The organism is Olsenella uli DSM 7084 (assembly GCF_000143845.1).
GTDB lineage: Bacteria > Actinomycetota > Coriobacteriia > Coriobacteriales > Atopobiaceae > Olsenella > Olsenella uli.
The window spans coordinates 1072609-1086905 of the sequence record NC_014363.1 but is presented as its reverse complement, the minus strand read 5'-3'; the positions used below and the strand labels follow the sequence as shown (position 1 = coordinate 1086905).

Annotated in this window: 14 protein-coding genes; 13 read left to right on the top strand and 1 reads right to left on the bottom strand. The window is 66.3% G+C overall.

What is annotated here, in order from left to right; translation table 11 throughout:
• Positions 1 to 3: 3 nt before the first annotated feature.
• The 13 genes from OLSU_RS04830 (at position 4) to hflX (ending at position 13478) form a co-directional block, all read left to right on the top strand.
• Positions 4 to 1581, top strand: coding sequence for a helix-turn-helix domain-containing protein (locus OLSU_RS04830; protein WP_013251827.1), 1578 nt, complete (start codon positions 4 to 6; stop codon positions 1579 to 1581).
• Positions 1582 to 1611: 30 nt separating this feature from the next.
• On the top strand, positions 1612 to 2109 hold the full coding sequence (locus OLSU_RS04825; protein WP_013251826.1) for a YajQ family cyclic di-GMP-binding protein: 498 nt from the start codon (positions 1612 to 1614) through the stop codon (positions 2107 to 2109).
• On the top strand, positions 2075 to 3445 hold the full coding sequence (gene rimO, locus OLSU_RS04820; protein WP_013251825.1) for a 30S ribosomal protein S12 methylthiotransferase RimO: 1371 nt from the start codon (positions 2075 to 2077) through the stop codon (positions 3443 to 3445). The genes OLSU_RS04825 and rimO overlap by 35 nt, the downstream gene beginning before the upstream one ends.
• A 4-nt stretch (positions 3446 to 3449) precedes the next feature.
• Positions 3450 to 4046 carry a CDP-diacylglycerol--glycerol-3-phosphate 3-phosphatidyltransferase gene (gene pgsA, locus OLSU_RS04815; RefSeq protein ID WP_013251824.1) on the top strand — a complete coding sequence of 199 codons (597 nt, stop codon included), beginning with the start codon at positions 3450 to 3452 and terminating at the stop codon, positions 4044 to 4046.
• On the top strand, positions 4036 to 4581 hold the full coding sequence (locus OLSU_RS04810) for a CinA family protein (RefSeq protein ID WP_013251823.1): 546 nt from the start codon (positions 4036 to 4038) through the stop codon (positions 4579 to 4581). Before pgsA ends, OLSU_RS04810 begins: the two co-directional genes overlap by 11 nt.
• Before the next feature lie 131 nt (positions 4582 to 4712).
• Positions 4713 to 5807, top strand: coding sequence for a recombinase RecA (recA, locus tag OLSU_RS04805; RefSeq protein ID WP_013251822.1), 1095 nt, complete (start codon positions 4713 to 4715; stop codon positions 5805 to 5807).
• Between the two features lie 79 nt (positions 5808 to 5886).
• A complete protein-coding gene (locus tag OLSU_RS04800) occupies positions 5887 to 6525 on the top strand; it encodes a regulatory protein RecX (protein ID WP_162260683.1) in 639 nt (212 codons plus the stop codon).
• A gap of 274 nt (positions 6526 to 6799) precedes the next feature.
• Positions 6800 to 8350: a ribonuclease Y gene (gene rny, locus OLSU_RS04795; RefSeq protein ID WP_013251820.1), complete on the top strand. Its 1551-nt coding sequence runs from the start codon at positions 6800 to 6802 to the stop codon at positions 8348 to 8350.
• A 10-nt stretch (positions 8351 to 8360) separates the two neighbouring features.
• Complete coding sequence (locus tag OLSU_RS04790) at positions 8361 to 9440, top strand: ATP-binding protein (protein WP_013251819.1); 1080 nt, start codon at positions 8361 to 8363, stop codon at positions 9438 to 9440.
• An 85-nt stretch (positions 9441 to 9525) separates the two neighbouring features.
• On the top strand, positions 9526 to 9846 hold the full coding sequence (locus OLSU_RS04785; protein ID WP_013251818.1) for a stage V sporulation protein S: 321 nt from the start codon (positions 9526 to 9528) through the stop codon (positions 9844 to 9846).
• The gene (gene miaB, locus OLSU_RS04780) at positions 9846 to 11213 is read left to right on the top strand and encodes a tRNA (N6-isopentenyl adenosine(37)-C2)-methylthiotransferase MiaB (protein ID WP_013251817.1); all 1368 of its coding nucleotides are present in this window, start codon (positions 9846 to 9848) and stop codon (positions 11211 to 11213) included. Before OLSU_RS04785 ends, miaB begins: the two co-directional genes overlap by 1 nt.
• Positions 11210 to 12187: a tRNA (adenosine(37)-N6)-dimethylallyltransferase MiaA gene (gene miaA, locus OLSU_RS04775; protein ID WP_013251816.1), complete on the top strand. Its 978-nt coding sequence runs from the start codon at positions 11210 to 11212 to the stop codon at positions 12185 to 12187. Before miaB ends, miaA begins: the two co-directional genes overlap by 4 nt.
• On the top strand, positions 12180 to 13478 hold the full coding sequence (gene hflX / locus OLSU_RS04770; RefSeq protein WP_013251815.1) for a GTPase HflX: 1299 nt from the start codon (positions 12180 to 12182) through the stop codon (positions 13476 to 13478). The genes miaA and hflX overlap by 8 nt, the downstream gene beginning before the upstream one ends.
• On the opposite strand, the gene OLSU_RS04765 is transcribed toward hflX, so the two are convergent.
• The gene (locus OLSU_RS04765) at positions 13472 to 14287 is read right to left on the bottom strand and encodes a heparan-alpha-glucosaminide N-acetyltransferase domain-containing protein (protein ID WP_013251814.1); all 816 of its coding nucleotides are present in this window, start codon (positions 14285 to 14287) and stop codon (positions 13472 to 13474) included. The two genes, hflX and OLSU_RS04765, sit on opposite strands and share 7 nt — an antisense overlap.
• Positions 14288 to 14297: the final 10 nt, after the last annotated feature.

The window sequence follows — 14297 nt, the reverse complement described above, 5'->3', positions numbered from 1 at the left end:
CGCATGGCTCGACCTCGCTTCAGCGAGATGCTCGTCGACAGAAGGAGGCAGCTTGGGCTCTCCATCGCCCAGGCCTCCCAGGTCCTGCGCCTCAAGCAGCAGGTTCTCATGGCCTTCGAGGAGGGCGACTTCGCCAACATGCCCAAGAGCGGCTACGCCCAGGGCATGCTCTCCTCGTATGCTCGCTACCTCGGCCTGAACACCCGCGTCGTCGTGAGCCAGTTCACCTCCGACCTCTTCGAGCACGAGCGTGGCCGCGGTGCCGCTCCCGTGCGCAGGCGACGTTACAGCCGTGAGGAAGAGGTGGAGTACGAACTGCCGCGGGAGCGCCCCCGACATGAGAGCTACGAGGGGGGCAGGGGCCTCCTTCCCACCTCAGGTGGCTATGCGGGCGACCTCGGAAGCTTCGCCACCACATCGCCGCCGCGCTCTCGCAACGTCTCGAGCCCGCTCGTCAGCCAGCGTGGGCGTGGCTATGGCGGGGGAGGGGAGCGACGCTACACGGGCAGGGACGTCCCCTCCTACGGGACGAGGGCGAAACCCTCCCAGGCCCGCCCCCGGCTGCAGGACCCCTCGGGCTACCCCTCCCGTTACACCGGGGCCGAGGGCAGGGCCGAACGTGCGGGTCGCGATAGCGTGCTGACCCGCCGCGTCGGGACGGGCGAGTACGTGGACGACCTTCGCTACGATGACGCGCGTCCCTACGAGGCCGCGTCAACGACATCAGGCAGGCGCTCCTCACGCAACATCGCCAACGTCGACAGGCCCAACGTCCAGAGGCGCCGGAAGCCCCGCGACGCCGACCGGAGGGGGCGCCCACGGCGTAGGCAGCCGAGGCGCGGTGGCATCGTCGGCCTGGTGGAGGAGTTCTTCTCGGATGGCAGGAGGACGATGATCCTGGTGTCGGTCCTGGCCGTGATCATCCTCACGGTGATCATCATCACGTCGGTCAGCTCCTGCGTCAGCGCCAAGGCCACGTCGGGGAGGACGGTCTCGGTGAGCACGTCGAGCGACACGGGTGGGTCCGACCCGTCGGGCACCCCGTCGAACGGCAGCGCCGGCAAGAGCGACGAGGCGGCGGAGGCCGCCAAGGAGGCGGCGGAGGCCAAGGAGGCGCAGAAGCAGAAGGAGGCCAACACCGAGACCAGGGTCGAGGTGAGCGTGGCCGACGGCGAGGTCACCTGGCTCGAGATCGAGGTCGATGGCACCAGTGTCGTGGCCGAGCAGGTCACAGGGCCGTGGGACAACAGCTACACGGTGACGGAGTCCATGACGGTCCAGGTGAGCAACACCACCGCCGTGACGGTCACGAAGAACGGCACGACCCAGAAGTTCGACTCAAAGACGTCGGGCATCGGCACGCTGACGATCCAAGGCACCAAGCCGAGCCCGACTGATGCGACGGCCGAGGCGACCTCGAGTGACGGGGAGACGTCCGGCGCGTCGGCAGACGCCTCGGACGAGACGGCCCCCGAGGGGGCCGCAGACACGACGTCTGCGGCCACGGCCTCGGCATCCAAGCACACGACCGGTGGGCCGAAAGGCTCGGGCGGCCCGAAGGGCCCGAAGAGCTCCAACTGACGGCACAGACATCATGGAAAGGGGATGGCGATGGCAAAGGAGTCCAGTTTCGACATCGTCTCTACAGTCGACCTCCAGGAGGTTGACAACGCCTATCAGCAGGCTGCGCGCGAGCTCACGCAACGCTATGACCTCAAGCAGACGGGTGCGACCATCGAGTTCTCCAAGAAGGACGCCCGCTTCACGATAGGCGCCCCGTCGGAGTTCGTCGCCTCGCAGGTCGCAGACGTGCTGAATGCCAAGCTCGCCAAGCGTCGAATCGACCTCGGGGCGCTCGACTGGGAGCGGCCCCAGCCTGCCGCAGGGGCATCCGTCAGGCAGGGGGCTCACGTCGTCCAGGGCATCGACCAGGACACCGCGAAGAGGATCGCCAAGGACATCCGCGACCTCAAGCTCAAGTGCAAGGCAACGGTGGAGGGCGACAAGCTCCGCGTGAGCTCGGCCTCGCGCGACACGCTTCAGCAGGTCATCTCCATGCTCAGGGAAAGGGACTATGGACAGCCTCTCCAATACGTCAACTACAGATAGGGCCCCCTTTGGCTCCTGCCTCTTCGTGACTCTTGGTTGTGCCAAGAACGAGGTCGACACGGACCGCATGCGCGCCCTCCTCATCAACGCTGGCTTCGACGAGGTCCGCGACGTCGACGATGCGGATGTCGTCATCATCAACACCTGCTCGTTCCTGGCCTCCGCGACCTCGGAGTCCATCGAGGCGACCCTCGAGCTCGCCGACGACGTGTCCGAGGGCGTGCGCCGCCGTCCCATCGTCATGTGCGGCTGTGTCCCATCGCGCTACGGGGCGGAACTGGCTGCCCAACTCCCCGAGGTCGCCGCCTTCGTCCGCGCCGACGAGGAGGACGGCATCGTCGCTGTGGTGAGGGACGTCCTGGGCATGGGGGGCGCGTCCTTTTCGAACGAGGCGACGTCGCGGGCGCTGCGTACGGTCGAGGGCGCCAGCGCCTACGTCAAGATCAGCGAGGGTTGCGACAGGTTCTGCGCCTTCTGCGCGATCCCCCGCATCCGGGGACGCTACGCCTCGCGCCCTGAGGGCGAGATTCTTTCCGAGGTCGAGCGGCTCATGGAGGGCGGCGCCCGCGAGGTCGTCCTCATCGGCCAGGATACCGGCATATGGGGCTCCGACCTCGGTGGCGGGCGCACCCTCGCATGGCTCCTGCGCGAGGTCGCGGCGGCGGTCAGGCCCTATGGTGCTTGGGTGCGCGTGCTGTACCTGCAGCCCGAGGGGATGACCGACGAGCTCATCGCGACCATACGCGACACCGAGGAGGTCCTCTCCTACATCGACATCCCCATACAGCACTGCGACGAGCGCGTCCTTGCCTCAATGGGGCGTACGGGCTCGATAGACCGGCTACGCGCGCTCTTCGATCGGCTGCGAAGCGAGATCCCCGGCATGGTGCTGCGCACGACCGGCATGGTGGGCTTTCCGGGCGAGACGGACGACCAGGCGGACGAGCTGCTCGACTTCTTCCGGGAGCAGGAGTTCGACTACATGTCCGTGTTCTCCTATTCACGGGAGGAGGGGACCAAGGCGGCTCGGATGGACGGCCAGGTTCCCGAGGACGTCAAGCTCGATCGCACCCAGCGCCTCCTCGATGTGGCCGAACAGCTGGGCTTTGCCGCCACGGCACGACATGTCGGCGAGGTCGTCGACGTCATCATAGACGGAGTCGAGGACGCGGGCGATGGCCCCGAGCTGGTCGGCCATGCGTGGTTCCAGGCGCCCGACTGCGACGGTGCAGTCCACATCGCCTCGGGCGAGGCGACGGTCGGCGAGCGCGTCTGCGTGCGGCTCGTCGACTCGTTCTGCTACGAGCTGGTCGGCGAGATGGTGGGGGAGGGCTAGGACGGTGGAGAGAAGTACTGGCATCTGGACTTCCGCTAACATCGTGACCTGCGTGCGCGTCGCCCTTGTTCCCGCCTGGCTCCTCTGTGCCGAGCTCATGGGGTCGGGTGACGGTACCGCGCTGCACCTTCCGTCGCTCGCCGTCGCCCTGCTCTTCATGGCGCTCTCGCTGACAGACAAGCTCGATGGCTATCTGGCCCGCAGCAGGGGGGAGGTCACGACCTTCGGGAAGTTCCTCGACCCCATCGCCGACAAGCTCGTCGTCGTGGTGTCGCTCTGCTTCCTGCTCGAGGTGGGTGACGTCTCGGCGTGGGTGCTGCTCGTCATAGTGGCGCGCGAGTTCCTCGTCTCGGGCCTGCGCATGGTCGTGGCGTCCCGGGGCACGGTCGTGGCGGCGAGCAGCCTGGGCAAGTGGAAGACCGCCACGACGATGGTCTCCATCTCGGGACTGCTGCTGTGTCGCGCGTTGCCGGTAGGAGGTCCCTGCCTGGCACTCGCGACCCTCTCCCGGCTGCTGCTGCTGGTCGCCGTCGTCCTGACGGCGTGGTCTGGCGCCGACTACTTCGCCAAGTCCTGGGGGGTCATCTCCGATGAGACATAGCGACAGCCCCCGGGGCGACATAGCTACCCCCTCCGCAGACGAGCTCAGGGCCCTGGCCCGCAAGGTCGTCCGTCGGGCCGAGGGGCGGCGGCTGACGCTTGCCGTGGCCGAGTCCTGCACCGGCGGCCTGGTCTGCGGCGAGCTCACCGCCATCCCCGGCTCCTCCGCCGTGGTGCGCGGCGGCATCGTCAGCTATGCGCTTGCCGTGAAGCGCGATCTCCTGGGCGTTTCGTCCGAGGTCCTCGATGACGCTGCCGTGGGTGCCGTCTCCCCGGAGTGTGCCACGCAGATGGCCGCCGGCGTCCGGGCCGCGCTCGCCGCCGATGTCGCCGTCTCCGTGACGGGCATCGCGGGGCCCGGGGGCGAGGAGAGGGGCAAACCGGTCGGCACCGTCTGGTTTGGCGCCACCTCCCCCTCGACGGACTGCGCGCTCTGCCATCACTTCGGCGGGGACCGGGACGCGGTGAGGGCCAAGGCCGTGGCCACCGCCCTGTCACTGCTCCTCGAGGCTCTCGAGGAATGTTCCCCAGACTGAGGTGACGCGCGAGCCCTGTGCAAGCGTGCGTGGGTCGCATCGCAAGACGCATGGCATACCATCGTTCGGGAGGATTGACTACGAACGGTTGTTCGTATACCCTGCAAGTTGCAGTCTACGAAGGAGCAGCAATGGCCAGAAGCAAGGGTGCCACCCGCGAGGTCCACGAGAAGACCTACGGGGAAGAGCGCGAGAAGATGATCGAGGCCACAACCTCGGAGATAGAGAAGAAGTTCGGCAAGGGCGCCATCATGAAGTACGGCGAGGACGGTCCCGACCTCGAGATCGAGGCCATTCCCACCGGCTCACTTGCGCTGGATGCCGCACTGGGCATCGGCGGCGTCCCGCGTGGTCGCATCATCGAGATCTACGGGCCCGAGTCCTCGGGTAAGACCACGCTCTCCCTGGAGGTGCTGGCAGAGGCGCAGGCCATGGGTGGCGTGGTCGCCTTCATAGACGCGGAGCACGCCCTCGACCCGGGCTATGCCGCCCGCATAGGCGTAGACATCGACGAGGTGCTCATCTCCCAGCCGGATACGGGTGAGCAGGCGCTGGAGATCTGCGACATGCTCGTGCGTTCCGGTGCCATCGACGTGGTGGTGGTGGACTCGGTCGCGGCACTCGTCCCGCGCGCGGAGATCGAGGGTGAGATCGGTGACACGACGGTCGGACTCCAGGCGCGCCTCATGAGCCAAGCCCTGCGCAAGCTCGCCGGCTCCCTCTCCAAGTCCAAGACCACCTGCATCTTCATCAACCAGCTGCGCGAGAAGATCGGCGTGATGTTCGGCAACCCAGAGACGACGCCGGGGGGGCGGGCGCTCAAGTTCTTCTCGTCGGTGCGCATGGACATCCGTCGCATCGACTCGATCAAGAGGAACGGGGAGAGCGTCGGCAGCCGCGTCCGCGTGAAGGTCGTCAAGAACAAGGTCGCACCACCCTTCAAGCAGGCGGAGTTCGACATCATGTACGGCACCGGCATTTCCAAGGAGGGCTCGCTCCTCGACATGGCGGTCGACTTCGACATCGTCAACAAGAGCGGGGCCTGGTTCACCTATGGCACGGAGCGCTTGGGACAGGGGCGTGAGGCCGCCAAGGAGTTCCTGATGGCCAACCCCGATCTCATGGACGAGATCGACCACAAGGTGCGTGTTGCCTGTGGCCTCGAGCTGGGTGACGAGCGTGTCGGCGAGCCGCTGGATGCCTCCGGAGAGTCCGGTGTCGAATAGCGGAGCGTCCAGACGGGTCCCTGGGAGGCCGAAGGGAGGCACTCCCTCGTCTGCAGGCGTGAAGGCACTCTCGTGGGACGTGGAACTTCCCAGTCGCGAGCAGGCCTCCTTGGGTGGCATGAGGCCACGGGCCACGCTTGTCATCGAGGCGGGCACACAGCGAGAGGAGCGCCTCCTTGTCCCAAGGGCCGTCGGGAAGCGACTCCTTGCCCTCAAGGGGTCGGGCGGGCGCACCGTGGCAAGTCGTGAGGAGCTCCTCTTCGAGCTCCATCGCACGGAGGAGTCATGCTGTGGCCTGCGCGCGGAATGGCTCGTGGGCAGGCGCGACTACTCGGTGGGGGAGATGACGGATAGGCTACGTCGCGACGGCTATTCGCAGTCGGTCGTAGACAACCAGATCGAGCGCTACGTCGAGAGCGGAGTCCTCGACGACGCCCGCTATGCCGACGCCTTCGTCCGTAGCAGGATCTCCTGTGGTTGGGGTGCGCGCAAGATCGCCCTTGAGCTCCGGCGCAGGGGGATCGACGTCGACGGGCTCCCCGCATGGCCCGAGGAGTACTTCGAGCGCGACAGCGAGTACCGGCGTGCCCTTGGGCTCGCGTCGATGCGATCCTTCTCGGGGAGGGATCCCTACGCCCAGGTCGTGCGCTTCCTATGCACGAGGGGCTTTGACGTGGGCCTGGCACATCGGGTTGCCCGCGAGCTCGCCACGGGGTGACCCCCTTCCCGTCCGCCGTCTTTTCCGTGGATTATGGTGCCGCCTGGCGTTAGCCCAGGCTGATAATTTGACACTTTTGCCAAGTGAACTTACGATTTAGGAGCCGTTTGAGTCATTTCTCGTCTGCTGAATGCCGACGTCTTATAGCGTTCTGCACCTCTCGATATGCCTGGTTTTCACCAAGGGCGGGATGTACCTCGGATGGCGGGTTCCGGTACGCGTGCGCGCCGGTCTCCTGAACCAGTCTTTCTGCGCTACATCTGAGGGGATACAAATGGAAATCATCATTGCTGTGGTCTGTCTGGTCGTCGGTGCCGTGGCGGCGTACCTCTTTGCGACATCTGGAAACAACTCGAAGGTGCAGGAGGCCAAGAGTGCCGTCGAGACGGCGCGAAGCGAGGCGGCCAGGATACAGGACGATGCGCGCCGTGATGCCGAGACCGCCAAGAAGGCGGCCCTCGTCGAGGCGCGTGAGGAAATAATTCAACTCAAGCAGAGGTCCGAGGGCGAGGAGCGCAAGCGCAAGCAGGAGCTCCAGTCCATGGAGAATCGCATCATGCAGCGCGAGGAGTCCCTCGACCGCAGGAGCGACTCGCTCGACCGCAAGGAGCACCAGCTCTCCAGTCTCCAGGGCCAGATCGAGAAGCGCCGCGTCGAGGTGGACGAGCTCTTCGCCCGTCAGACCAGCGAGCTCGAGCGCATCGCCGTCCTCACCAAGGACGATGCCCACCAGGAGCTCCTGGACCGTGTGCGTGCCGAGTCCGTCCGCGACGAGGCTCAGATTCTGCGTGAGTCCGAACAGCGCGTTCGCGCGCAGGCCGACAAGACGGCCCGCGAGATCATTTCCTGCGCCATCCAGCGCTGTGCGGCAGATCAGGCGGGGGAGATAACCGTCACCTCCGTCCACATCCCTTCCGATGACCTCAAGGGACGCATCATCGGTCGCGAGGGCCGCAACATCCGCACGTTCGAGCAGGTCTCAGGCGTCTCCCTCGTCATCGACGACACGCCCGAGACGGTCGTCCTCTCCAGCTTCAACCCCGTGCGTCGAGAGACCGCCCGCGTCGCACTCGAGAACCTCATAGCCGACGGCCGCATCCACCCCGCGCGCATCGAGGAGATGTACAAAAAGGCGGAGACGCTCGTGAACGAGCGCGTGCGGGAGGCGGGCGAGCAGGCCGCGTTCGACGCGGGCATCCATGACCTTCACCCCGAGATCATCAAGGTGTTGGGTGCCCTGCGTTACCGCACATCCTTCGGCCAGAACGTCCTCCAGCACAGCGTCCAGGTCTCTGCCCTCTGCGGCATCATGGCAAGCGAGCTGGGCATCGACACCGCCCCTGCCAAGCGCGCGGGTCTTCTGCATGACCTGGGCAAGGCCATCGACCATGAGGTCGAGGGACCCCACGCAGTCATCGGCGCCGATCTCTGCCGCCGTTACGGAGAGCGTCCCGACATCGTCCACGCCATCGAGGCACACCACGCCGACGTGGAGCCGAACGCCGTCCTCGACGTGATCGTGCAGGCAGCGGACGCCATCTCGGCCGCACGCCCCGGAGCCCGCCGCGAGTCTGCGGAGAACTACATCAAGCGGCTCGAGAAGCTCGAGGAGATCTCCAACGCGCACGAGGGCGTCCAGCGCACCTATGCCATGCAGGCCGGCCGCGAACTCCACGTCATGGTCGAGCCCGAGAAGATCTCCGATGCGGAGTCCTGCGTCCTCGCCCACGACATCGCAAAGCAGATCGAGGACGAGATGGAGTACCCGGGCCAGGTCCGCGTCGTCGTGATCCGCGAATCCCGTGCCGTCGACATCGCCAAGTAGGCCCAGTCCCGTGGCAGCGGTCTCATCGGACCTCGCAGACTTCGTCGCCTCGCATGGTGGCGAGGGGTCGCTTCGCGTCGAGGAGAACCTGGGAGGTGGCTACGTCCGCCTTCGCGTTGCCGAGGCGGAGCGTCGCCAGGCCAAGCATGACATACGCTGCGTCGAGGACGTGGTCGTCGAGATGCTACGCAACTCGCGCGATGCCGGGGCCCGTCGTATATTCGTCGCCACGGCCCGTGGCGGGGACACCAGGACACTCACGGTCGTCGATGACGGCTCGGGCATTCCCCAGGACATGAGGGAGCGCGTCTTCGACGCGCGCGTGACCTCCAAGCTCGAGTCCATGCGCATGGACCGCTGGGGCGTCCATGGCAGGGGCATGGCACTCTTCTCCGTCAGGGAGAACGCAAGCTCCGCCCGGGTCATGGACTCGGCGCCTGACAAGGGCTCCTCCATTCGGGTTGTGACGGACGCCACGCGGCTCCCCGAGCGTGCCGACCAGTCCAGCTGGCCTTCCGTGGGCGCGGATGACGATGGCGTGCAGACGGTTGTCCGTGGGCCCCACAACATCATCCGCAGCTGTTGCGAGTTCGCCCTTGAGGAACGGGGCGTCTGCGATGTGTACGTCGGCTCCCCGGCGGAGATCGTCGCCACGGCACGACGTCGTGTCAAGCCGAGCCTCTCCTCGACCGACCTGCTCTTCGTCGACAGCCTGCGGGAGCTGCCCGTGCTGGAGCGCCTGGCCGCAGCCGCAGATGCCGGTGAGCTCCGGGAGGTTGCGGACTCCATGGGCCTCGAGGTGTCCGAGCGCACGGCCCATCGCATCATGGCGGGCCAGGTCAGACCCCTGCGCAGCGTCCTCTCCCGCCTCACGCACAAGCCCTCGGACGGGGGGGCTGAGGTGGACCTCCTCAGGGACAGCCGTGGGCTCAGGATAACCCGTGATGACCAGGACGAGTTCTCTCGAGTGATGGAGCGCGACTTTGCCCTGCTGGCCGACCGCTACTACCTCACGCTGCGCTCCGATCCCAGGGTGCGCGTCACACGGGGCAGGATAACCGTCACGTTCGAGGTGGACGAGGGCGACTAGTTGCAGGTAGAATGCAGCTACCAATCCATCGGCTTGTAGCATCGAAGCAGGAAAACGCATTAGTTTCATTGCCCAGGAGTAGTGCATGGAGTTTCTGAAGGTCTCGAGCAAATCCTCGCCGGCGTCCGTTGCCGGCGCCATTGCCGGCATGGTCAAGGACGGCGTCCCCGTCAACATCCAATCGGTGGGTGCGGGCGCCGTCAACCAGGCGGTCAAGGCCGTCGCCATCGCCCGTGGCTTCCTCATACCCACAGGAGTCGACATCTCCTGCGCCCCGACCTTCGCCGACATTGAGATCAACGGCGAGACGCGTACGGCCATCAGGATCGCCGTCTACGTGCACCGGCTCGTTCCCCAGGTGGGCACGGCAAAGTCCCCTGACGATGGCGCTACGGGGCTGATGTAGTGGCACGCGTCGGTGAGCTTGTGGGCAAGACTTACTTCGTCCGCACCTTCGGCTGCCAGATGAACCTGCACGACTCGGAGCGCGTCGCCGGCCTTCTGGACGATTGCGGCTGCGTGGCTGTACAGGGACCCGATGAGGCGGACATAGTCGTCTTCATGACCTGCTCGGTCCGCGAGAAGGCCGACACCCACCTCTTTGGGGAGGCCTCCAACCTTGTAAGGCTGCCTCGGCCGCCCTCGGGCAGGCGCGTCGTCGCCGTGGGCGGCTGCATCGCCCAGCGCGACGGAGATCGCCTCAGAGAGCACATCCCCAACGTCGATGTCGTCTTCGGAACGAGTGCCCTGGCATCTGTCCCCGCCCTTCTGGTCGAGGCGCTCGAGGAGGGGGGCGGCCGCGTCCACGTCGACACGTCCGAGGAGGGCAGGGGCTTCTCGGCCGAGCTGCCCAGCCATCGCGAGCAGGACTTCCACGCCTGGGTTCCCATCATGACGGGCTGCGACAACTTCTGCACCTACTGCATCGTGCCCCACGTCCGTGGACGAGAGCGGAGTCGTGCGTTCGAGCGCGTAGTCGACGAGTGCGCCCGCCTCGTTGCCGACGGGGTCCGCGAGATCACGTTGCTCGGACAGAACGTCAACTCCTACGGGCGAGACCTCTATGGCGAACCTCGCTTCGCCGAGCTTCTGCAAGCGGTGGGGGAGACGGGCGTAGAGCGCATACGGTTCACTTCGTCGAACCCCAAGGACCTCTCCGCCGAGACCATCGCCGCGATGGCGGGGACGCCCAATGTGATGCCGCATCTCCACCTCGCCGTCCAGAGCGGCTCGACCCGCATCCTCAAGGCGATGAATCGCAGCTACACGCGAGAGGGCTATCTCGACGTCATTCGCGACATCAAGGCCGCCATCCCTGGGATAGCCCTCTCGACCGACATCATCGTGGGCTTCCCTGGCGAGACCGAGGAGGACTTTCTCGACACGCTCTCGCTGGTGGAGGAGGTCGGCTTCGCGTCTGCGTACACCTTCATCTACTCCAGGCGCCCGGGTACGCCCGCAGCAAGGATCACCGACGACACCCCGCGAGAGGTGATCCAGGGCCGCTTCGACCGCCTCGCGTCCCTCGTGGAGCGGCTTGCGCACGAGGCCAATGTCCCGTACCAGGGCTCTCGGGTGGAGGCGCTCATCGAGGGGGCCTCCAAGAAGGATGATCGCGTGTTGGTGGGGCACAGTCCCCACAACCAGACGGTCCTCCTCGACCTTCCCGAGGGGTCTCATGCGGGGGACTTCGTCGGAACGCTCTGTGACGTGCACGTCACGGAGGCGCGCACCTGGTATCTCAGGGGTGAGCTGGCGGGCCTTCCACGATGAGCGCCATGCCCGTCATCTGCATCGTCGGACCCACCGCCTCAGGCAAGAGCTCGCTGGCAGATCGTGTGGCCCTTGCGCTGGGCACCTCGGTCGTCTCCGTCGACGCCATGCAGGTGTATCGTGGCATGGACGTGGGCACGGCCAAGACGCCGCCTTCCGAGAGGCGCGTCCCCCTGCTGATGGTGGACGTGGCGGACGTGGGCACGGACTTCTCGGCGAAGCTCTTCCAGCACGACGCCCGCCGCTGTGTTGACGACCTTCTCGCACGAGGCCTTCCCGCCGTCCTTTGCGGGGGGACAGGACTCTACCTCAACGCGGTGATAGACGAGATGGAGTTCCCACCGGGTGACTCCGACAACCCGCGTCGCGCACGCTATCAGTCCTATGCCGAGAGCAACGGCAGCCTTGCCCTCTATGCCCTGCTATGCAAGAGGGATGCGGCAAGTGCGGCGCTCATCCATCCCCACAACGTGCGTCGCGTCGTGCGCGCGCTCGAGCTCTGTGACGAGGGGGGGTCCTATGCCGTCCGGCACGCGGGATTGCACGAGCGCATGCCCCACTACCCCGCGCTGCTGTTTGGCATCCGCATGGATCGCCCCAGGCTCTACCGGAGGATAGGCCGGCGTGTCGACGCCATGTTTGAGGCCGGGCTCGTCGAGGAGGTCCAGGGCCTCCTCGGCAGGGGCCTGGGAGAGGCCCTGACCGCACGGCAGGCCATCGGCTACGAGGAGGTCATGGACTACCTTGCGGGCGCATGCACGCTCGATGCGGCGAAGGAGCGGGCCAAGACGAGGACGCGCAGGTATGCCAAGCGCCAGCTTTCCTGGTTCGAGCATGACGGACGCGTGCGGTGGCTCGACTACGACGAGCTGGACGAGGACGCGGCGCTGCAGGTCGTCCTCAGCTCTGTAGCCCCAACCGTGTCTCCAGGCGGGCTTGCCCTTGGGGGCGGGGAGGGCCGTGGGCATGCCTAGGTTTACGCCACACCCGACTGCCCCCGTGCCCGAGCGGGCTGTCCTCGTCGGCGTGGAGCGGAGGGAGTCCGACTGGCCGATCGGGGAGTCGATGGCCGAGCTCGCCCGCCTTGCCGAGACCGACGGCGCCGTGGTGGTCGCGACGATGGTGCAGAGGCTCGACGCACCCGTCCCCCGCACCTTCATCGGAAGCGGCAAGGCGGGCGAGCTGGTGCGGATGGTGCACTCGCTCGATGCCGACGTTGTCATCTTCGACGATGAGCTCACTCCCTCGCAGCAGTCTAACCTCGAGAGGATAGTTGGCGAGCCGACCAAGGTGATCGACAGGACGGCCCTCATCCTGGACATCTTCGGTGAGCATGCCACCACGCGCGAGGGTAGGCTCCAGGTGCAGCTCGCGCAGCTGCAGTACCTGCTTCCCCGTCTCCGAGGGATGTGGAGCCATCTCGTGAGGGAACAGGCGCGTGGCGGCATCGGTAGCAGGTTCGGCCAGGGAGAGAGCCAGCTCGAGGTAGACAGACGTCTCGTGAGGGACCGCATCTCGTGCCTGCGCAAGGAGCTCAGGAGGCTTGAGGGCCGTCGCAAGGTCCAGAGCAAGGCACGGTGGGACTCGGGCGTCTTCAGGGTGGCGCTTGCCGGCTACACCAATGCGGGGAAGTCCACATTGCTCAACAGGCTCACGGGGGCGGGCGCCTACGTCAAGGACGAGCTCTTCGCCACGCTTGACCCCACGACGAGGTCGATGGTGCTGGACGCGGGCAGGAAGGTCACCGTTACCGATACGGTCGGCTTCATACAGAAGCTCCCCACCACGCTCGTCGAGTCTTTCAAGTCGACCCTCGCGGAGGTCATGGCTGCCGACCTGGTCCTGCTCGTGGCAGACGCCTCGGACGGCAACGTCCGGAAGGAGATTGCCGCCGTGCGCCGCATCCTGGGGGACATCTCTGCATCGGAGACTCCGACGGTCGTCGTCTTCAACAAGATCGATGCCTTGGATGACGAGGAGCTCGCCCTGTTGCGCACGGGCGCCCCCGATGCCGTTCCCATCAGCGCCCTGACAGGTCGGGGTATCCCCGGCCTCCTGTATCGCATCGCCGAGGAGGCCGCACGGGGCGACGAGGTCATTACGGCGCTTGTCCCATATGAGAGGGGTGCGCTGCTCAGGCAGGTACATGAGCGCTGCCGGGTCATCCGGGAGGAGTATCGTCCTGAGGGGCTCCTGGCGACCGTGAGCGCGGACCCGCGCATGCGGGAGGCCCTGGCCCCCTATATCGAGGGAGCCGGTCAGTAGGTCATCGCCATCGCGATGGCCCTTGACGCCAGCAGGAGGACGGGCTGGTGGATGACATAGGCCTCGAGGGCATGACGGCCAAGGAACTCGAGCGGCCGGACACGAAGGCGCGCGAGCACGGCGGGGTGCCCGTTGCGTACGAGCGTCGCGCTCGTTGCCGTGCCGGCCAGGTAGAGAAAGAGATAGGGGAGGAGCGGATAGTAGTCCCCGGACGTAAAGAGGGGACCGGGAAGTCCCAGCCACGAGAGGTAGGGTGTGGAGAAGAGCGTCTCGGGAAGCTCGAGTCTCATGCCCGCGAGCCCCACCGAGCCGCTCTTGAGGTCCAGCAGGCAGACGAACGCGAACAACATCAGGCAGGCCGTGCCGGGACCAGAAGGCCTCAGGTGCACAAGTTCCAGCAGGCGGGCCGAGAGCGTGCAGGCGCCCATGCAGTAGATGATGCCGAAGCTGATGGGCGTGTCGACCCTGACCGCAGCCGTCACGACATAGATCGCGAGCGCCAGCGCGAGATACCTCCCCGCACGCCTGAAGTTGTCACGAGAGTGCTGATACATGCAGCCAGCGATGAGCACGAAGGCCCAGGAGATGCTGTTGCGCCACAGATCCAGGAAGGGGGACGCGAAGAACGGCAGGCTCACGCCATTGATGAACTTGAGGTCATAGCAAAGGTGGAACGCGACCATCGAGACGACGGAGAAGCCGCGCAACACGTCATAGAGATGGAGGCGACCTTTTGCGGGCTCGTCAGACCTGAGAGCCGACACCGTCGTCGAGGCATGCCCGAGCTTGTCGGCCATCATGTGCGGCATGTTGCGGGAC